The sequence below is a fragment of the Flavobacterium daejeonense DSM 17708 genome (assembly GCF_000425425.1).
In the GTDB taxonomy this organism is placed as follows: domain Bacteria; phylum Bacteroidota; class Bacteroidia; order Flavobacteriales; family Flavobacteriaceae; genus Flavobacterium; species Flavobacterium daejeonense.
The window spans coordinates 1-20,118 of sequence record NZ_AUDK01000020.1; the positions used below are offsets into that span (position 1 = coordinate 1).

At 35.5% G+C, this 20,118-nt stretch carries 21 protein-coding genes; 1 reads left to right on the forward strand and 20 read right to left on the reverse strand.

Annotated elements, in window-relative coordinates; genetic code table 11:
- From H599_RS20605 to recR, 7 genes are all read right to left on the reverse strand, one after another.
- Positions 1–142, reverse strand: a 142-nt coding sequence (locus H599_RS20605; protein WP_162174264.1) for a GIY-YIG nuclease family protein, incomplete at its 3' end; no start/stop codon positions are given.
- 398 nt (positions 143–540) lie between these two features.
- A complete protein-coding gene (locus tag H599_RS0113470; RefSeq protein ID WP_026714614.1) occupies positions 541–1,932 on the reverse strand; it encodes a UDP-glucose 6-dehydrogenase in 1,392 nt (463 codons plus the stop codon).
- 66 nt (positions 1,933–1,998) lie between these two features.
- A complete protein-coding gene (locus tag H599_RS19800) occupies positions 1,999–2,301 on the reverse strand; it encodes a four helix bundle protein (RefSeq protein ID WP_245600524.1) in 303 nt (100 codons plus the stop codon).
- Positions 2,302–2,448: 147 nt separating this feature from the next.
- Positions 2,449–3,432, reverse strand: coding sequence for an SDR family oxidoreductase (locus H599_RS0113480; RefSeq protein ID WP_026714615.1), 984 nt, complete (start codon positions 3,430–3,432; stop codon positions 2,449–2,451).
- A 712-nt stretch (positions 3,433–4,144) separates the two neighbouring features.
- Positions 4,145–6,592 (reverse strand): polysaccharide biosynthesis tyrosine autokinase, encoded by a 2,448-nt coding sequence (locus H599_RS0113490; RefSeq protein ID WP_026714617.1) that lies wholly within the window; start codon positions 6,590–6,592, stop codon positions 4,145–4,147.
- Between the two features lie 16 nt (positions 6,593–6,608).
- Positions 6,609–7,397 (reverse strand): polysaccharide biosynthesis/export family protein, encoded by a 789-nt coding sequence (locus tag H599_RS0113495; RefSeq protein WP_026714618.1) that lies wholly within the window; start codon positions 7,395–7,397, stop codon positions 6,609–6,611.
- Between the two features lie 65 nt (positions 7,398–7,462).
- Complete coding sequence (gene recR / locus H599_RS0113500; protein WP_026714619.1) at positions 7,463–8,083, reverse strand: recombination mediator RecR; 621 nt, start codon at positions 8,081–8,083, stop codon at positions 7,463–7,465.
- Between the two features lie 131 nt (positions 8,084–8,214).
- Between recR and H599_RS0113505 the strand changes: the two genes are divergently transcribed.
- A complete protein-coding gene (locus tag H599_RS0113505; protein WP_026714620.1) occupies positions 8,215–9,735 on the forward strand; it encodes a sodium:solute symporter in 1,521 nt (506 codons plus the stop codon).
- A 15-nt stretch (positions 9,736–9,750) separates the two neighbouring features.
- On the opposite strand, the gene H599_RS0113510 is transcribed toward H599_RS0113505, so the two are convergent.
- The 13 genes from H599_RS0113510 to secY all read right to left on the reverse strand — a co-directional run bounded on the left by H599_RS0113510 (position 9,751) and on the right by secY (position 20,114).
- The gene (locus H599_RS0113510; protein ID WP_026714621.1) at positions 9,751–10,119 is read right to left on the reverse strand and encodes a CoA-binding protein; all 369 of its coding nucleotides are present in this window, start codon (positions 10,117–10,119) and stop codon (positions 9,751–9,753) included.
- A 29-nt stretch (positions 10,120–10,148) separates the two neighbouring features.
- A complete protein-coding gene (ctlX, locus tag H599_RS0113515) occupies positions 10,149–11,081 on the reverse strand; it encodes a citrulline utilization hydrolase CtlX (protein WP_026714622.1) in 933 nt (310 codons plus the stop codon).
- Positions 11,082–11,153: 72 nt separating this feature from the next.
- A complete protein-coding gene (locus H599_RS0113520) occupies positions 11,154–12,428 on the reverse strand; it encodes a citrate synthase (RefSeq protein ID WP_026714623.1) in 1,275 nt (424 codons plus the stop codon).
- A gap of 155 nt (positions 12,429–12,583) precedes the next feature.
- Positions 12,584–13,876, reverse strand: a complete 1,293-nt coding sequence (gene eno, locus H599_RS0113525; RefSeq protein WP_026714624.1) for a phosphopyruvate hydratase — start codon at positions 13,874–13,876, stop codon at positions 12,584–12,586.
- Positions 13,877–14,091: 215 nt separating this feature from the next.
- On the reverse strand, positions 14,092–15,192 hold the full coding sequence (carA, locus tag H599_RS0113530) for a glutamine-hydrolyzing carbamoyl-phosphate synthase small subunit (RefSeq protein ID WP_026714625.1): 1,101 nt from the start codon (positions 15,190–15,192) through the stop codon (positions 14,092–14,094).
- A gap of 192 nt (positions 15,193–15,384) precedes the next feature.
- Entirely contained in the window at positions 15,385–15,879 is a 495-nt protein-coding gene (gene rplQ, locus H599_RS0113535) for a 50S ribosomal protein L17 (protein ID WP_026714626.1), read from the reverse strand.
- Positions 15,880–15,941: 62 nt separating this feature from the next.
- Positions 15,942–16,934, reverse strand: coding sequence for a DNA-directed RNA polymerase subunit alpha (locus H599_RS0113540; protein ID WP_026714627.1), 993 nt, complete (start codon positions 16,932–16,934; stop codon positions 15,942–15,944).
- Positions 16,935–16,955: 21 nt separating this feature from the next.
- Complete coding sequence (rpsD, locus tag H599_RS0113545; RefSeq protein WP_026714628.1) at positions 16,956–17,561, reverse strand: 30S ribosomal protein S4; 606 nt, start codon at positions 17,559–17,561, stop codon at positions 16,956–16,958.
- A gap of 89 nt (positions 17,562–17,650) precedes the next feature.
- On the reverse strand, positions 17,651–18,034 hold the full coding sequence (gene rpsK, locus H599_RS0113550) for a 30S ribosomal protein S11 (protein ID WP_026714629.1): 384 nt from the start codon (positions 18,032–18,034) through the stop codon (positions 17,651–17,653).
- Positions 18,035–18,042: 8 nt separating this feature from the next.
- Positions 18,043–18,417, reverse strand: a complete 375-nt coding sequence (gene rpsM / locus H599_RS0113555) for a 30S ribosomal protein S13 (protein WP_026714630.1) — start codon at positions 18,415–18,417, stop codon at positions 18,043–18,045.
- Between the two features lie 2 nt (positions 18,418–18,419).
- On the reverse strand, positions 18,420–18,536 hold the full coding sequence (gene ykgO, locus H599_RS20610; protein ID WP_002987490.1) for a type B 50S ribosomal protein L36: 117 nt from the start codon (positions 18,534–18,536) through the stop codon (positions 18,420–18,422).
- A gap of 11 nt (positions 18,537–18,547) precedes the next feature.
- Positions 18,548–18,763: a translation initiation factor IF-1 gene (gene infA, locus H599_RS0113560; RefSeq protein WP_026714631.1), complete on the reverse strand. Its 216-nt coding sequence runs from the start codon at positions 18,761–18,763 to the stop codon at positions 18,548–18,550.
- Positions 18,764–18,767: 4 nt separating this feature from the next.
- On the reverse strand, positions 18,768–20,114 hold the full coding sequence (gene secY / locus H599_RS0113565) for a preprotein translocase subunit SecY (RefSeq protein ID WP_026714632.1): 1,347 nt from the start codon (positions 20,112–20,114) through the stop codon (positions 18,768–18,770).
- Positions 20,115–20,118: the final 4 nt, after the last annotated feature.

Consider the following 20,118-nt stretch of genomic DNA (forward strand, 5'->3'; position numbering starts at 1 on the left):
CTAAAGGCCTTCTTTTAAAGGTATAACATTCCGGATAAAATCCTGTATTATGCTTAAATATCCTATTCTCTAAATTAGTTGTTACTCCGGTATAATAAGTACCGTCTGAACACCTTAAAATATAAACATACGAAAGCTTCATATTATCTCCTTTAAAATTCTGTTCTTCCCGTCAGTTCGAGTGGATTTTCAGAAAATGTGAACAGCTTTTTCTGAAAATTTATATCGAGAACTATTCTGAAAACAAAGCTTCTCGATACGTTTTATTCCGTTTCACTACATAAAACACTCGAAGTGACGACACAAGAATTACACGAACACCCATACGTCAGTTCGGGTTGAGAAACAATTTGCAGCAGAAAATTGTTTCGAAGTATCGGGAACTATTCTGCAATAAAAACTTCTCGCTTATGCAAATTCTAATTTCAAAGAAAAAACGTCAAGCCAAAACACTCGAAGTGACGAAATAACACCATCAAATCTTAAACTGTACAAAAAGGGATTCGACAAACTGAGCCTTACAACTCACAACCAAAAACTCTAAGAACCAATCGCCTGATACACAAACCCTATTTTTTCTAAGCTTGTTTTATCTAAAATATTCCTTCCATCAAAAACGAAGGCCGGTTTTTGCATCGCCTCATATATTTTTTGCCAGTCGTAAGTCACAAATTCATCCCATTCGGTAAGCACCGCAACAGCATGTGCTCCTTCACAGGCCTGATACGGATTCCCGAAAGATTGTACCCGCTCCGCATTAACCGATGTCGCTCTTGTTTCCAAATAATCCAAATCGGCCAGCACTTTTTTATGAGATACCTTCGGATCATAAATCGCTAAAGTGGCATTCTCATTAATTAAATCATCCGCCACATAAATCGCTGCCGACTCCCGGGTATCATTAGTATCTTTTTTAAACGCCCAACCCAAAAAGGCTATTTTTTTATCGGAAACGGTATTGTAAAGCGTTTTCACGATATTCCCTGAAAAACGTCTCTTTTGATGGTCGTTCATAATAATCACCTGTTCCCAATAATCCGCTACTTCGTGTAAACCATAAGATTTAGCGATATAAACTAAATTCAAAATGTCTTTTTGGAAACAGGAACCTCCAAATCCCACCGAAGCTTTCAGGAATTTAGGACCAATTCGGCTGTCCATACCAATGGCTCTGGCCACCTCATTCACATCGGCACCCGTTTTTTCACAAAGCTCTGACATGGCGTTTATAGAAGAAATTCTTTGGGCTAAAAAAGCATTAGCGGTCAATTTTGACAATTCAGAAGACCAAACATTAGTCGTTAAAATTTTATTTTCCGGAACCCAATTGGCATACACTTCCACCAAAGCCTGAATGGCTTTTTGTCCTTCTTCAGTAGTATCCCCTCCAATTAAAATTCGATCCGGCTGTAACAAATCCTGAACGGCTGTGCCTTCAGCCAAAAACTCGGGATTCGAAAGAATTTGGAATTTCACTCCGTTTCCGGTATTATCCAAAATACTTTTTATCGCTTCTGCCGTACGTACCGGCAAAGTTGATTTCTCCACTACAATTTTATTGCTCTTGGAAACCCGTGCAATTTGTCGGGCACATAATTCAATATATTTTAAATCGGCCGCCATTCCTTTTCCTTTACCATAGGTTTTCGTTGGCGTATTCACCGAGATAAAAATCATATCCGCAGCGTCAATAGCTGCATCTACCTCAGTTGAAAAAAACAAATTGCGCCCTCTGGCTTCTTTCACAATTTCCGAAAGTCCCGGCTCATAAATCGGAATATTATTCACATCTTCATCATTCCAGGCTGCAATTCTTTCTGCATTCAAATCTACTACCGTAACCTGTATCTGTGGACATTTTTGTGCAATAATTGCCATGGTTGGACCTCCCACATAGCCCGCTCCAATGCAACAAATTTTTGTAACTTTCATTTATTTTGTTTTCTGTTATCAGTTATCGGTTGTCGGTTATCTACTAACTGACAACAGACAACATATTTATATTTTCCAATGTTCTTCTATGTACTTCAAAAAAGAAAAAATTTTCGCACCCAATAAATCATACTTTTCATAAAGTAATTTCATTTCTTCAGACAAATTTGGATACAAATTGATTATTTTTTCAATATGATTTAGTGTTTCCAGATTACTCGCATGTGAATAAACTAAAAACTTTATAAAATCATTTTTATACCTTCTACGCCCATATCCTTCTACTATATTTGTCACAACAGAATCGGAAGACCTTCTAATCTGACTTCCCAACTCATACAATTCATATTTTGGCAATTGCAGTGACAAAGTATGAGTTTTATAAAACAACTCCATTCCAAATGGTATAAATATCTAAATCTTTATAACTTTTCACCTGCTTCTAAGTTTAATAATAATATTGATTTTCAAACTGTAAACTCACAACTCACAACTGAGAACCGACAACTCGCAACTCTATCTCAAATTCTCCCAATACCAATCCACCGCTATCTTCAACCCTTCCTGCAAAGAGTATTTTGGATTATAGCCTAATAATTCTTTTGCTTTATCAATACTGGCTAAGGAATGCGGAATATCTCCGGCTCGATCAGGACCATGAATCACTTCCACAGCAGCAATTTTTGAATCATATTTACTTAAATATTCTTTTAAATAGCCCACCAAATCATTCAGCGTATTGCGATCGCCATAAGCCGTATTGTAAACCGTATTAACCGCTTTTTGATTATCCGTGGCTATCGCCAATTCGTTCATTTGAATCACATTATCGATATAGGTAAAATCACGGGAATGATTTCCGTCTCCGTTTATCGTGATCCTTTCATGTTGCATTAATTGCATGACAAATTTAGGAATTACCGCCGCATAAGCTCCTTTTGGATCCTGTTTTCTGCCAAAAACATTAAAATAACGTAAACCTATTGTTTCTATTCCGTAAGTTTTACTGAAAATCTCGGCATACAATTCGTTAACATATTTGGTAATCGCATAAGGAGACAAAGGTTTCCCAATAACCTCTTCCACTTTTGGCAAACCAACGGAATCCCCGTAAGTAGAAGAACTAGCAGCATACACAAAACGCTTCACTTTAGCTTCGGTAGCAGCCTGAAGCATATTCAAAAAGCCCGAAACATTGACCTCATTCGTCGTAACAGGATCTTTAATAGAGCGCGGCACCGAACCCAGAGCTGCCTGATGCAAGACATAATCAACGCCCTGAACTGCTTTTTGACAATCCTCCAAATTTCGAATATCTCCTTCGATCAAAGTAAAATCAGGATTATCTATAAAATTTTTCAAATTGTGACGATGTCCTGTCGCAAAATTATCCAGACAAATCACTTTGTTTCCTTTGTCTAAAAAATACTCACACAAATTAGAGCCAATAAAACCGGCTCCTCCTGTTATTAAAATAATATAATTGGTTATTTCTCTCATTATTTATTTAAAATACAACTAAACCCTTATTTAAAAGATTGTAAAACCATCTGTTCAAATCAAGAACCATCAGAACTACAAAAACTTATCCTTATGCAAAAGCCTTTTTAAATTCAACTCTTTCAAACCAAAAACACTCGAAGTGATGAAACAGACACAAAACTATAAACCGTCAGTTCGAGTTGAGAAACAATTTGCAACAGAAAATTGTTTCGAAGTATCGAGAACCGTTATGTGACAAAACCTTCTCGATACGTTTTATTCCGTTTCACTACATAAAACACTCGAAGTGACGCAGCAGACACCAAACCACTAACCGTCAGTTTGAGTAAATTTTTAGAAAATGCAAACAGCTTTTTCTGAAAATTGGTATCGAGAACTATTCTGGAAACAAACCTTCTCGATACGCTTCGCTACTCGAAGTGACGAAACAAAAATTACAAGAACACCCCATACGTCAGTTCGAGTAAATTTTCAAAAAATGCAAACAGCTTTTTCTGAAAATTGGTATCGAGAACTATTCTGGAAACAAAGCTTCTCGATACGCTTCGCTACTCGAAGTGACGACACAAGAATTACACGAATACCCATACGTCAGTTCGAGTAAACTTTCGGAAAATGCAAACAGCTTTTTCTAAATCCCGAAGTTTCGGGAGTATTGAGAACCATTCGTGCAACAAAAATTCCCTATACTATTGAGATTAATAAAAAACTATACTTTCCTAATCTTTCTCCATATTTTTTGAATAACCCCTTTTGGTTTTTCCTCTTCATGATAACCATTAGAATAATCTCCGTAACCGTAACCATAGCCGTAAGCCGAACCGTATTTGGCTTTGTTTTCAAAACCGTTCAGAATAATACTCACATTTTTCATTTCTCCGCGTTTTACCCTGTTATTCAATAACGGAATCATGCCTTTCTTAGTGATATTTTGTCTAACTATATACAACGTCACATCGGCATATTGTCCTAATTCCAAGGAATCAGAAACCAAACCAACCGGCGGCGTATCCAAAATAATATAATCGTATTCTTTTTTCAATTCGTTCATTAAATCCGCCATAACTTCACCAATAATTAACTCCGACGGATTTGGCGGTACAGGCCCTGAAAGAATCACATCCAGATAAGGAATCGGAGTAGAATTGGTAATTTCTTTTAGATTTTTTTGCTTTATCAAATAATTCACCACCCCAACATCATTGGACAAATTGAATTCTTCAGCTAATTTAGGTTTTCGCAAATCCAAACCGACAATCACGGTTTTCTTTTCGCTTAAAGCAAAAACAGTAGCTATATTTATCGAACAAAAGGTTTTCCCTTCCCCACTGATGGAAGAGGTAATCATCAGGGTTTTTCCGCCTTCAACATGTTGCTTTTTATACAAAAACTGTAAAGAAGAACGAATAGCCCGAAACGATTCAGACAAAGCCGATTTAGGTTTTTCAAAAACCGCCAATTCGCCTTTATCCTTATACACACCTACAACCCCAATCACAGGAATCTGCGTTTGCTTGCTCACATCTTCGGCATTCTGGATTGAATTATTGATAAAAAAGAGCATAAAAACAAACACCAAAGGAAGTGTAAGCCCCAGAAAAATAGCCAACACATAATTAACCGAAGTTTTAGGACCAATCAAACCACCGCCCACATCTTTAGCCGGATCAATAAAATGAATATCCGACAAATTAGCCGCTTTTACAATATCTGCTTCACTTCTTTTTTGCAAAAAAGTGCTGTAAATATTATCGCTTAAATCGTATTTTCGCTTAATTTTAATCAACTCCTGCTGGTCATCCGGCAAGCGTTTGATATTCCCCTCAGCCTGATGGATTTTGCTGTTTACCAAATTCAAATCAAACTGTAGCGCTGCTTTGGCAGTAATAATATTTTCCAGCAAAACACTTTTAACCGCCTCCATCTGGCTGTCAAATTCCCTGAAAATCTTATCACTCTTAACCGCATAAGCCATTTCTGAACGTTGGGTTGAAAGCGCAATGAGTTTAGAAATATTAGCCACAATATTCGGATCGTCAATTCCGGCCACAGATGGCGCCGGAAGTTTTGAATAATCGACACTATTTTTTAAATAAGCCTTAAGTGAATTGTAATAAGACAATTTTCTGGCAATAGCATCTTTTTCTACATCATACTGCAAAATTTTATCCGAAAATTTTGCACCGCCGTCTTCCAGATTGTAAACATCATTTGTCTTTTTAAATGATTTTAATTCATCTCCGGTCGTTTTCAATTGGGCTTCCATCGCGACCAAAGTGCTGTCAATAAAAGCAATCGTATTGGTAGCAAATTTATTCTTGTTATCCAATTGTCTTTTGATTAACATATTCACCGTCGCATTGAGATATTCCACCATTCGGGCTTTGTTGGTTCCCTGTAATCGTAAAGTAAGAATCGAAGCGCCTTTTTCATCCGGATTCACATCAATTCCGCGGTAACGTCCCACAACACCGTCAAAATTATTAAAGCGTACAAAATATTCTTTGCCCTTATAAAAACCAGGATTCTCTTTTATAAACAATCGCCAATGCAAAAAAGGTAAATTCACAGCTTCACCTACCTGATAAGTTTTTATAAAATCGCCACTTTCAACCGCTGTATTACCATAAGAATTATCTGCATAACGAACCAAAGAAGCCGAATTTCCCTGAAAAGGAATTTTAATTTGATATTTAGATTCACTTAAAAAAGTAATCCCAATCAGGTTTCCGGACAGCTGATCTTTGTTTTTATCAATTTCGACATAAAACGGAATGGCTCCGTAAGCATCGACCATATTGTATTTTTGCTGCTCCAGATAGTCAATGTAAAATTCTAATTTATCAACAACCAATTCGTTATGTGAACGGGATTGCAAAGTCGTAGAAATTGTCTGCATCTGGTCGGAAACACCTCCCCAGTTAAAAGTCAAACTGGTATTAGACGTAAACAACGGATTACTTTCTTCCTTAACCGAAATTAAAGTTTCCATTTGGTAAATTTTCTCTTTTCGAATATTTACCTGATACGCAATGATTAAAGCAATCATTAAACTCAGCAAAAACCATTTCCAATAGCTCAATATCTTTAGCAATAAGCCTTTGAAATCAAAACTAAGCTGGTTATCAAAAATGGAAAAGTCTTTTATATCTAACATTTTTTAGAAATGTATTTTATCTTTTTAACAATAACAAAACTGTTGTTCCTAAGGATATCAAAGTCAATATCGTACCCAAAGATTCGATTCCGGTTTTTCCGGTTCCCCATGTTTTTTGTCTGAGGGGTTTTACATAAATATAATCATTAGGCTGCAGGTAAAAATAAGGCGAATTCATCACGTTGCTATCCGTCAAATCGATATCATGTATTTCGCTTCCTGTTGGTGTTTTCCTAATGATACTCACCGCCTTTCGATTCCCCAAAAGTGTGATGTCTCCGGCATTAGCAACTGCTTCCAGAATATTTACATGTTCCTGAAAAAGGGTTTTGGTTCCTGTACTTCCTACTTCTCCATTAATTGTGTAACGAAAACCGGCCAGTTTTACGATGACAAAAATATTGGCTTCTTTTCTAAAATATTCCTCCAGCAATTGTTTCTCAATTCGCTGTCTCACTTCATCCAGCGTATAACCGATAACGTTTAATTCTCCCAAAACAGGCATCCGAATATTCCCGTGATCATCTACGGTAAAGCCGTTAAAATACAAAGCCGCTTCCGATTTTGCAGCATCTCCCTGATTAGTAGTACTGAAAATCTCCACCAATTTTGGGTCATTGGCTTTGATACTAATACTCAGCACATCATTAGTTTGCAAGCGATACGGTTTAGACACCACTTCCGAAATAGTTGTTTCAGCGGTAGTTTCATTTTTATTTTGCAAATAAACCAAGTCTCTTGTTGAAATACAGGAAGACAACAACAGACTCACACTTAGCCACAAACCCAATAGATATTTACCCATTTTATTCTTTTAGATAACAAATATAGCTTTTCGTTTACGATATTAAAAGACTTGTTGAACCCAAATTAATTATTTTTAATTGCCTTTTCAAAAGGCAAACGCTGTAAAATACTTCTTCCTAAAGTCACCTCGTCAGCATATTCCAGTTCGTCACCTACCGCAATTCCTCGGGCAATGGTAGAAATCACAATCCCTGAATCAGCAATTTGTTTATAAATATAAAAATTCGTGGTATCGCCTTCCATCGTCGAACTCAACGCAAAAATCACTTCGGTCAGCTTACCTGATTTGACTTTTTCTACCAAAGTTGCAATCTTAAGCTGACTGGGACCTACACCGTCAATCGGCGAAATTTTCCCACCCAAAACATGATAAACCCCTTTAAACTGCCCCGTATTTTCGATAGCCATTACGTCACGAATGTCCTCAACCACACAAACTATCTGATGGTTCCTATTAGTATTACTACAAATTTCACAAACAGCCGTATCCGAAATATTATGACAGCTTTCGCAAAATTTAATCTCCTCACGCATCGCTGTCAATGCCTGCGTTAAAAAACCGGTTTGCTCTTTTGGCTGTTTGAGCAAATGCAACACTAATCGCAAAGCGGTACGCTTGCCTATTCCGGGCAATTGCGAAATTTCATTAACTGCTTTTTCTAATAATTTTGAAGAAAATTCCATAGTTGCAAATGTAATGATTTGTAACTTGAAACAATGGATTATTCAAAAATCCGTCGCTTTTTTAAATCATAAAAGAAGCCGGTCGCTCCTTGGCTAAAAAATTGTATTTTAGTCAGAACAAATATAGCCCAATGACGCCTGCCAACATTCTTTTGCTCATTATTATTTACTTCGGAATATTGTTTACCATCGCCCATTTCAGCAGCAAAAACAATACAAATAATGATGCTTTTTTTAAAGCAAACAAAAATGCCAAATGGTATCTGGTTGCTTTTGGAATGATTGGCACCGCCTTATCCGGAGTCACTTTTATTTCCGTTCCGGGAGAAGTAGGTTCCCCCAACGGCGAACAGTTTAAATACTTTCAGTTTGTTTTGGGGAATGCCATCGGTTTTATTATCGTCGCCAAAGTACTTTTGCCTTTATATTACCGAATGAATCTTACTTCAATTTACGGATTCATCGAACATCGTTTAGGACCTTATTCCTATAAAACTGCGGCTTCTATTTTTCTGATTAGCCGAACCATTGGTTCCGCCTTCCGATTATATCTGGTCGTGATTGTGCTGCAACGCTTTGTGTTTGATTATTATCAAATCCCTTTTGCCGTTACCGTACTTATTGCATTAGCTTTAATTTTTACCTATACCTATCGGGGCGGCTTAAAAACCATTATCATTACCGATACTTTACAAACTTTTTTTTTGGTCAGCGCTGTTTTACTAACGATTTATTTCATTTGCCAAAAACTCAACCTGAGTATTTTTCAGGCTTTTAACGAAGTAAAAAACAGCAATTATTCTCAAATTTTCTTTCTGGATCACTTTGTTACTTCAAAATTTCATTTTGTCAAGCAAATATTGGGCGGCATTTTTGTAACAATCGCAATGGTGGGACTCGACCAGGATTTGATGCAAAAAAACCTGAGCTGTGTTAACATTCGCGAAGCACAAAAAAACATGTTTACTTTTACCGGAATCTTTGTCATTATCAACCTTTTTTTCTTGAGTGTTGGTGCGTTGCTCTATATTTTTGCTGTCAAAAACGGCATCGAAATCCCAAAAGATTTCATCACAGGAAAACCCAGAACCGATTTACTTTTTCCCGAAATCGCCTTTCACCATTTAGATTTAATTCCTTCCATTGTTTTCTTACTGGGACTCACCGCTGCCACTTTTGCCACAACCGATTCGGCTTTAACCGCCTTAACGACTTCTTTTTGCGTAGATTTCTTAGGCATGGACAAAACCGAAAAGGCAAACAAACCCAACATCATCCGAACCAGACACCGCATCCATCTTGGCTTTTCATCCCTGATGTTTCTCGTTATTATCATTTTTAATGCGATTAACGATAGCTCTGTAGTAGGAATGATTTTCAAAGTCGCTTCTTATACTTACGGACCACTTTTGGGATTATATGGTTTTGGACTTTTGTACAAATCAAAAACGGTAATAGACAAATACGTTCCGATAATTTGCTTTACCGCTCCAGCAATAACTTATTTCGTTAGTGAAAATTCGAAAAAGTTCTTATTCGGCTATACTTTTGACAACGAACTCATCCTTGTCAACGGACTAATCACATTGATCGGTTTATTATTAATTTCTAAAAAACAAAAAAGTCATTTTCTGAACAAAAATGACTTTTAATACTTTCTTTAAAAACTAATATTGATTAGTTGCCAATAAAACCAAGGTGCAGGCTTCTTCTACTTTAATTTGATGCGATTCCAAAAGTGGATAAAACTCCGGATTTTCGCTTCCCGGATTAAAAATAACACGCTTTGGCTTTACTTCTATAATATAATTATAATAATCACGTTGATTCCTCGGATTCAAATACATCGTAACGGTATCAATATCTTCTTCCAAAGGTTTTTTTTTATTTTGAATCTTAACGCCGGCTACATCTCCCTGATCTCTGCCAATAGCAATTACAGTATGTCCTTTTTCAACAAGCGAATGAATCGCCATATAAGAATACCTAAAAGAGTGGATTGAAGCACCTAATACTAAAGTTTTTTTATTTTCCATTGAATTTATTTTTATTCAATAAATGACATTTAAGCTCTGGGTAAAAAAATCTCCGCCAACATACAGCGGGCACTTCCGCCTCCACAGGCTTCAATTGTATCTAAATCTGAGCTCAATATTTCCCCATATTGCTCCAACTGCGTTATTTGTTTCACGGTTAATACTTTGCGGGCAGCTTCACTCATTACGGTATATTTTTTATCAGCACCTAAAAGCTGCAACATATTCCCGGCAAAATTATTCACCTGAGATTCGGTAATCAATACAATATCTTTGTTATCGGCTCTCAAACTATCCAAAACCATTTTGCGTTCTTTTTTATCGACAATCATATCCGCACAAATTACCGCAAAATCCTCTCCAATACTCATCATCACATTGGTATGATAAACCAGTTCCTTTTTGCCGTCAACCGTATGAAAAGCTTCAAAAACAACAGGCGCACAATCAAAATCTTCACAAAATTCGATAAACAATTCCTCATCAGCTCTTGGCGATAAAGCACAATACGCTTTCGAATTAGCCCTGTCTAAAACCAAACTACCGGTTCCTTCAAGAAACAAACCTTCTTCTTCAGCCGAGGAAAAATCGACTACATTTTCAATCACAAAACCTTTTTCCTCTAAAAAGTCTAAAACATCTTCTCTTCGTTCATTTCTGCGATTTTCAGCAAACATAGGATACAAAACCACATCCCCGTTTTCATGAAAAGAAATCCAATTGTTTGGAAAAATACTATCCGGCGTATCGGTTTCTAAAGTATCCTCAACCACAAAAACCTGCACTCCCACTGCACGAAGTTTGGCAACAAAACTATCAAATTCCTGCTGCGCTTTAGCATTTATCGCCGAAGGTAACATTCCCTTTAATTCTTTCTGAAAATGATTATTTTCCGTTGTTTGCTCATTCATTCGAAAAGCCACCGGACGCACCATTAAAACCGAATTACTTAATTGTTTCATATCATTGCTTTTTCCAAAGATAAAAAAAGCTCCACTTTTCAGTGAAGCTTCTTCGATTTATTATTTTTATTATTAAGGTCTTTTAAATTCTCTTAAAGGAGCACCTGTATAAACCTGTCTTGGTCTTCCGATAGGTTCTTTATTTTCACGCATCTCTTTCCATTGAGCAATCCATCCCGGTAATCTACCGATAGCAAACATTACAGTAAACATGTCTGTAGGAATACCTAAAGCTCTGTAAATAATTCCGGAATAGAAATCTACGTTTGGATATAAGTTTCTTGCCTTGAAATACTCGTCTTCTAAAGCTGCTGCTTCTAATTTTTTAGCAATGTCCAAAATCGGATCATCAACACCTAACGTTCCTAACACTTCATTAGCCGCTTTTTTGATAATTTTTGCACGAGGATCAAAGTTTTTGTAAACGCGGTGTCCGAACCCCATTAAACGGAACGGATCGTTTTTATCTTTTGCTTTCGCCAAATATTTATCTGTATCACCTCCGTTTTTGTGAATTTCTTCTAACATTTCTAATACAGCCTGATTCGCTCCACCATGTAAAGGTCCCCACAAAGCAGAAACTCCTGCAGAAATAGAAGCGAATAAACCGGCATGAGAAGAACCTACCATTCTTACTGTAGAAGTTGAACAGTTTTGTTCGTGATCAGCATGAAGAATAAATAATTTATCCAAAGCATCAATTACTGTTTGACTTACTTTATATGGCTCTGTTGGAATTTGGAACATTAATCTCATGAAGTTTTCCACATATCCTTTTGTATTATCATAATAATTTAAAGGATACCCCATGCTTTTTCTGTAAGTCCAGGTAGCGATTACCAAGAATTTCCCCATCGTTTTACAAACGGCCTGGTACAATTCTTTTTCATTCTCTACATTTACCGATTTAGGATTAAAAGCAGTTAAAGCACTTGTTAAAGCTGCCAAAACTCCCATTGGGTGAGCCGTTTTAGGGAATCCGTCGATAATTCCTTTCATCTCCTCATTTACTAAGCTATGCTTTCTGATATCTGTTTCAAATTGTTCTAACTGAGCAGCTGTAGGTAATTCACCAAAAATCAAAAGATAAGAAACTTCTAAAAAGTTAGCCTGGTCAGCTAAGTCTTCAATTGCGTAACCTCTGTAACGCAAAATTCCCTGTTCTCCATCTAAAAAAGTAATTCCACTAGTACAAGAACCTGAATTTTTAAATCCCGGATCAATTGTAATCGCTCCGGTTAAATCTCTTAATTTGTTAATGTTGATGGCTTCTTCGTTTTCACTTCCTTTAAAAATAGGAAACTCATACTTCTGGCCATCAATCTCTAATATAGCTGTTTTTGACATAATAATTTGAAATAAATCTTTACACTTAATAATTTACCAAATCTAAGGATAATAACGTGAATTAAAAAGAGAAAAAACTAGTGATATTGTTAAATTTGAAAAAAAAAGCCACTCATTTAAGATGAATGGCTTTTAAAAAACAGAAACTATATTTCTTATTTTATTTTAAATGCTTTTTTCCCTGGGAAATAAGCTGTATTTCCTAATTCTTCTTCAATTCTTAATAATTGATTGTATTTAGCCATACGATCAGAACGAGAAGCCGAACCGGTTTTAATTTGACCACAGTTTAAAGCTACTGCTAAATCAGCAATTGTGTTATCTTCAGTTTCTCCCGAACGGTGAGACATTACTGAAGTATATCCTGCATTTTTAGCCATGTTTACTGCTGCAATAGTTTCAGTTAAAGTACCAATTTGGTTTACTTTGATAAGGATTGAGTTTGCAATTCCTTTCTCGATTCCTGTTTCTAAACGAGTTACGTTAGTTACAAATAAATCGTCACCTACTAATTGAACTTTAGACCCAATTTTTTCAGTTAATAATTTCCAACCTTCCCAGTCATTCTCATCCATACCATCTTCGATAGAAATAATTGGATATTTAGAAACTAACTCAGCTAAATATTCCGCTTGCTCAGCAGAAGTTCTTACTTTTCCTGTTTCTCCTTCAAATTTAGAGTAATCGTATTTTCCATCGATATAAAACTCAGCAGAAGCACAGTCTAAAGCAATCATAATTTCGTCACCAAAAGAATAACCTGCTTTTTCAACTGCTAATTTAATTGTATCTAAAGCATCTTCCGTACCACCAGCTAAGTTAGGAGCAAAACCTCCTTCGTCACCTACAGCAGTAGAAAGACCTCTGTCATGTAATACTTTTTTAAGATTGTGGAAAATCTCAGTTCCCATTTGCATTGCATGTGTAAAAGAAGTTGCTTTTACAGGGAAAATCATGAATTCCTGGAATGCAATCGGAGCATCTGAGTGAGAACCTCCATTGATGATATTCATCATTGGCACAGGTAAAGTGTTAGCAGAAACACCACCTACATATCTATATAAAGGCATACCTAATTCATTAGCAGCAGCTTTAGCCACAGCTAAAGAAACTCCTAAAATCGCATTAGCTCCTAATTTAGATTTATTTGGCGTACCATCTAAATCAATCATCATTTGATCGATAAGATTTTGCTCAAATACAGAAGTACCTACAAGAGCTTCAGCAATAACAGTATTAACATTGTTCACGGCATTCAAAACTCCTTTTCCTAAATAAGCTTTCCCACCATCACGTAATTCTACAGCTTCGTGCTCTCCTGTTGAAGCACCAGACGGAACTGCTGCTCTTCCTAAAACACCGTTATCTGTAACTACATCTACCTCTACAGTAGGATTCCCTCTTGAATCAAGAATTTGTCTTGCGTGAATTTTGATAATAATACTCATATTACTTAGTTTTTAAATTTTCGACTACAAATATATTCCAAGTTTTTTAAACATTGTACTTATTTTTTCAATCTTATCAACGAAAACGTTATAAATTCATTTTTTAAACATAATTTAAAATAAAATTTACAAATTCAATAAACAACAAAAATCAAACACAAAAAAAACAGGCTAAACATTTCCTGTTTAGCCTGTTAAAAAAGTATTGTAAAATATTATTTTTTCAAATTTTCTATAAACTGATCAAATAAATAAGAAGAATCATGTGGACCAGGACTCGCTTCCGGATGGTACTGAACTGAGAAACAATTTTTATTTTTCATTCTCATTCCTGCTACCGTTCCGTCATTTAAATGAACATGGGTAATTTCCATTTCAGGATTTGCTTCCAACTCTTCTCTATTCACCGCAAAACCATGGTTTTGAGAAGTAATCTCCCCTTTTCCTGTAATTACATTTGAAACAGGATGGTTAATTCCTCGGTGACCGTTAAACATTTTGTAAGTTGAAATCCCGTTTGCTAAACCAATAACCTGATGGCCTAAACAAATTCCGAACAACGGTTTATCATTTGCCAAAATCTCTTTCGCAACATTAATAGCACTTTCTAAAGGCTCCGGATCACCAGGTCCGTTAGACAAGAAGAATCCATCTGGATTAAATGATGCTAAATCAGCATAAGACGAATCATATGGAAAAACTTTAATATAACAATCTCTCTTAGCCAGATTACGTAAAATATTCGTTTTAATTCCTAAATCAAGAGCTGAAACTTTATAAGTAGCATTTTCATCTCCATAGAAATAAGGTGCTTTAGTAGAAACTTTAGAAGCTAATTCCAAACCTTTCATATCCGGAACACTTGCTAAAGCTGCTTTTAACTCTTCAACCGGAGTTCCGTCTGTACAAATTACAGCATTCATCGCTCCGTTTTCTCTAATATAACTCACTAAAGCACGAGTATCAACATCGGAAATGCAAATTAAATTGTGTTTTGCAAAATAATCCTCCAAACTTCCTGAAGCTCCTTCACGAGAATAGTTAAAACTGAAATTTTTACAAACTAATCCGGCAATTTTAATTCCGTTTGACTCCACTTCCTCATCACTAACACCATAATTTCCAATATGGGTATTAGTTGCGACCATAATTTGTCCAAAATAAGATGGGTCAGTAAAAATTTCCTGATAACCGGTCATTCCAGTATTAAAACAAACTTCACCAAAAGTGGTTCCGCTAATTCCGATAGATTTTCCGTGGAATATAGTTCCATCGCTTAGTAATAAGATGGCGCTTTTTCTTGTTGTGTATTTCATCTGTTGTTAAATATGGTGCAAATTTAATTCATTAAAGCAGTGTAAGCAACAATTTTAAAAATTATTTTAACAGCTAATTAAACTTCAAACCAGCTCTTACATCTGCCTGATTTATGTAACAAAAAATCAAAAAAAAAGGATAAACTAAAAAAACAGTTTATCCTTGATTTTATTGAATGATTATCTTCATAATTATTCAGCAGCTTCAGCAGTTGTATCAGTTTCAGCAGCCGGAGCTTCAGGAGCAGCAGCTTCTTCCGCTTTTTTAGCTTTACCACCACGACGGCTTTTTGCTTTTTTAACTTCTTTTTTACCACCGTTGTAAATTTCGTTAAAATCTACTAATTCGATCATTGCCATATCAGCATTATCTCCTAAACGATTTCCAACTTTGATGATACGAGTATATCCTCCCGGACGGTCACCAACTTTAGCAGCTACGTCTCTGAATAAATCAGTAACAGCATATTTGCTACGTAAGTTAGCAAAAACAATACGACGGTTGTGAGTCGTATCATTTTTAGATTTTGTTATAAGCGGCTCAACAAATTGTTTAAGTGCTTTTGCTTTAGCAACAGTAGTGTTAATACGTTTGTGCTCGATAAGAGAACAAGCCATATTAGCCAACATAGATTTTCTATGTGCAGTCTGTCTGCTTAAGTGATTGATTTTTTTTCCGTGTCTCATGACGTGTTTTTTTTATCTTCATCTTGCTCAATCCGCTTTGGAGAGCAAATTATGAAGCAGTTTTATTCTTTATCTAATTTGTATTTCGTTAAATCCATTCCGAAAGTCAAATTCTTCACAGCAACAAGCTCATCAAGTTCTGTTAAAGATTTTTTACCGAAGTTACGGAACTTCATTAAGTCATTTTTATTGAACGATACTAAATCACCAAGTGTATCAACTTCAGCCGCTTTCAAACAATTTAAGGCTCTCACAGATAAATCCATATCAACAAGCTTAGTCTTAAGCAATTGTCTCATGTGTAATGATTCTTCATCATAGGATTCTGTTTGTGCAATTTCATCAGCTTCAAGTGTAATTCTTTCGTCAGAGAACAACATGAAATGGTGAATAAGAACTTTAGCAGCTTCAGTAAGGGCATCTTTTGGATTAATAGAACCATCAGTTTTAATTTCGAAAACTAATTTTTCATAATCTGTTTTTTGCTCCACACGGAAGTTTTCAATAGCATATTTTACATTTTTTACCGGAGTAAAAATAGAATCTGTAAAAATGGTTCCAATTGCAGCATTTTGTTTTTTGTTCTCCTCAGCAGGAACATATCCTCTACCTTTTTCGATTGTTAAATCAAGGTTTAATTTGATTCTTGAATCTACGTTACAGATAACCAATTCTGGATTTAAAACCTGGAAACCAGAAATAAATTTCTGAAAATCACCAGCTGTTAATTGATCTTTACCAGTTACTGAAATAGAAACTGATTCATTATCAATATCTTCAATTTGACGTTTGAAACGTACTTGTTTTAAATTAAGGATAATTTCGGTAACATCCTCGACAACTCCTGAAATAGTAGAAAACTCATGATCTACACCTTCTATGCGAACAGATGTAATTGCATAACCTTCCAATGCTGAAAGCAAAACTCTTCTAAGTGCATTACCAACAGTCAATCCATAACCAGGTTCTAAAGGTCTAAATTCGAATTTACCTTCAAAATCGGTTGAATCGATCATGATAACTTTATCGGGCTTTTGAAAATTAAATATTGCCATAAATTTCGACTAAGTCAATTATTATTTGTTGTACAACTCTACGATTAATTGTTCTTTAATGTTTTCTGGAATTTGGATTCTAGCAGGTACAGCTACGAAAGTACCTTCTTTAGTATCATTGTTCCAAGTAATCCATTCATAAACTTGACTTGAATTAGATAAAGAACGTTCGATTGCTTCTAAAGATTTAGATTTTTCACGAACAGCAACTTTATCACCAGGCTTAAGGTGGTAAGAAGGAATATTTACAACTTCTCCGTTTACAGTAATGTGTCTGTGAGAAACTAATTGTCTAGCACCTCTTCTAGATGGAGCAATGCCCATTCTAAAAACAACATTATCTAATCTTGCTTCACATAATTGTAATAAAACCTCACCAGTAACTCCTTTAGTAGCTGATGCTTTTTTAAATAAACCTCTGAATTGTTTTTCTAAAATTCCGTAAGAATATTTAGCTTTTTGCTTTTCCATTAATTGGATAGCGTATTCAGATTTTTTACCTCTTTTTTTAGCCATCCCATGTTGACCAGGAGGGTAATTTCTTTTTTCGAAAGCTCTATCGTCTCCGAAAATTGCTTCGCCAAATTTACGAGCAATTCTAGTTTTAGGACCAGTATATCTTGCCATTTCTAATGAATTAATTAAGGTAGAGATTATGAATTCAGGTCTTATCCTTCGATAATCGTATTTCTACCTAGTTATACTTAAATTTAATATTAAACTCTACGTCTCTTTGGAGGACGACATCCGTTGTGAGGCATTGGAGTAACGTCGATAATTTCAGTTACTTCGATTCCACCGTTATGAATAGAACGGATAGCAGACTCACGTCCGTTTCCTGGTCCTTTTACATAAACCTTAACTTTTTTCAATCCAGCCTCAAGAGCTACTTTACTACAATCTTCTGCGGCCATTTGAGCTGCATATGGAGTGTTCTTTTTAGAACCTCTAAAACCCATTTTACCAGCTGAAGACCAAGAAATAACTTCACCTTTTTTGTTAGTCAAAGAAATGATGATGTTATTGAAGGTAGCAGAAATATGAGCTTCTCCCGTTGATTCAACGATAACTTTACGTTTTTTTGTAGTTGCTTTAGCCATATTACTTATTATTTAGTTGCTTTTTTCTTGTTAGCAACAGTTTTTCTTTTACCTTTTCTAGTTCTAGAGTTGTTTTTAGTTCTTTGCCCTCTTAAAGGAAGACCAGATCTGTGACGGATTCCTCTGTAACAACCGATATCCATTAAACGTTTGATGTTTAAAGAAATCTCTGAACGCAATTCTCCTTCAATTTTGAAAGCTCCAACTGCCTCACGGATTGCTCCAATCTCGTCATCATTCCAATCTTGAACTTTTTTATCTTGGCTTACTTGAGCTTTTTCTAAAATCTCAATAGCTCTACTTTTTCCTAATCCGAAGATGTAGGTAAGTGCAATAACACCTCTCTTGTTTTTTGGGATATCTACCCCTGCTATTCTTGCCATAATTATCCTTGTCTTTGTTTAAATCTAGGATTCTTTTTGTTTATTACGTATAATCTTCCTTTTCTACGTACGATAATGCACTCGGCACTTCTCTTTTTTACTGATGCTCTTACTTTCATTGTGAATATCTTTAATATCTATAAGTAATTCTTGCTTTTGACAAATCGTAAGGACTCATTTCCAATTTCACTTTATCACCAGGTAATAATTTGATATAATGCATACGCATCTTTCCTGAAATATGAGCAATTACAACATGTCCATTCTCTAATTCTACACGGAACATCGCATTTGATAATGCTTCAATGATTGATCCGTCTTGTTCTATTGCTGATTGTTTTGCCATAAAATTAAGCTACTGCTTTTCTATTTTTTCCGCTTTTCATTAAACCATCATAATGTTTATTCAACAAGTATGAGTTGATTTGTTGAATTGTGTCAATTGCAACACCTACCATAATAATTAACGAGGTACCTCCAAAAAACATTGCCCAAGATTGTTGAACATCCATAAGACTTACAACTATGGCTGGGAACACAGCTATTAGAGCAAGAAATAAAGAACCTGGAAAAGTTATCAAAGACATCACTTTGTCAAGAAAATCAGAAGTTTCAGCACCTGGTCTTACTCCTGGAATAAAACCGCCGCTTCTCTTAAGATCATCTGACATTTTATTAGTAGGAACTGTAATCGCAGTATAAAAGTATGTAAACACAATGATTAAAAGTGCAAATACAAAATTATACCAGAAACCAAACATATTACTAAAAGCACCTACAATAGATTGTGAAGTATCAGATTTTGACAATCCTGCTAAAGCAGCAGGTATAAACATAATTGCTTGCGCAAAGATGATAGGCATAACCCCTGAAGCATTAAGTTTCAAAGGAATCCATTGTCTGTTTCCACCTAACATATCTTGTTCAAAATCTCCAGAAGCAGTACGACGGGCATACTGAACTGGAATTTTGCGAATAGCCATAGTTAACAATACACAAGCAATGATAACTAAAAGCCAAATAATAATTTCAACTACTAACAACATTGGTCCTCCGTTATTGTTAGTAACTCTGGTTGTAAATTCTTGAATAAAAGCCTGAGGAAATCTGGCAAGAATACCCACCATAATTAAAAGTGAAATACCATTTCCGATTCCTTTGTCAGTTATCTTTTCTCCCAACCACATGGCAAAAATAGTACCTGTAACTAAGATAATTACTGAAGAAAATAAGAATTCAAAAGAATTAAAACCTAATAAAAATGCACTACTTGGCAGCGTTCTGTAGAGATTATAAATATACGTAGGTCCTTGAACTAAAGTAATAACGATAGTTAACCAACGTGTAATTTGATTAATCTTTTTTCTACCACTTTCTCCATCACTTTGTAATTTTTGCAAATAAGGAATAGCAATTCCCATAAGCTGTACAACGATAGATGCAGAAATATAAGGCATAATTCCTAAAGCAAAAACTGACGCTTTAGAGAAAGCTCCTCCAGTAAACATATCTAAAATAGAACCAATACCTTTTTCAGTTTGGCCTGCTAAACTGTTTAATTGTGTAGCGTCAATTCCCGGAAGAGTAACGTGAGCTCCAAAACGATATACTAAAAGTAGCCCTAAAGTAATAAGGATTCTATTTTTTAGTTCCTCGATTTTCCAAACATTACTTAATGATTCAAAAAATTTCTTCATACTA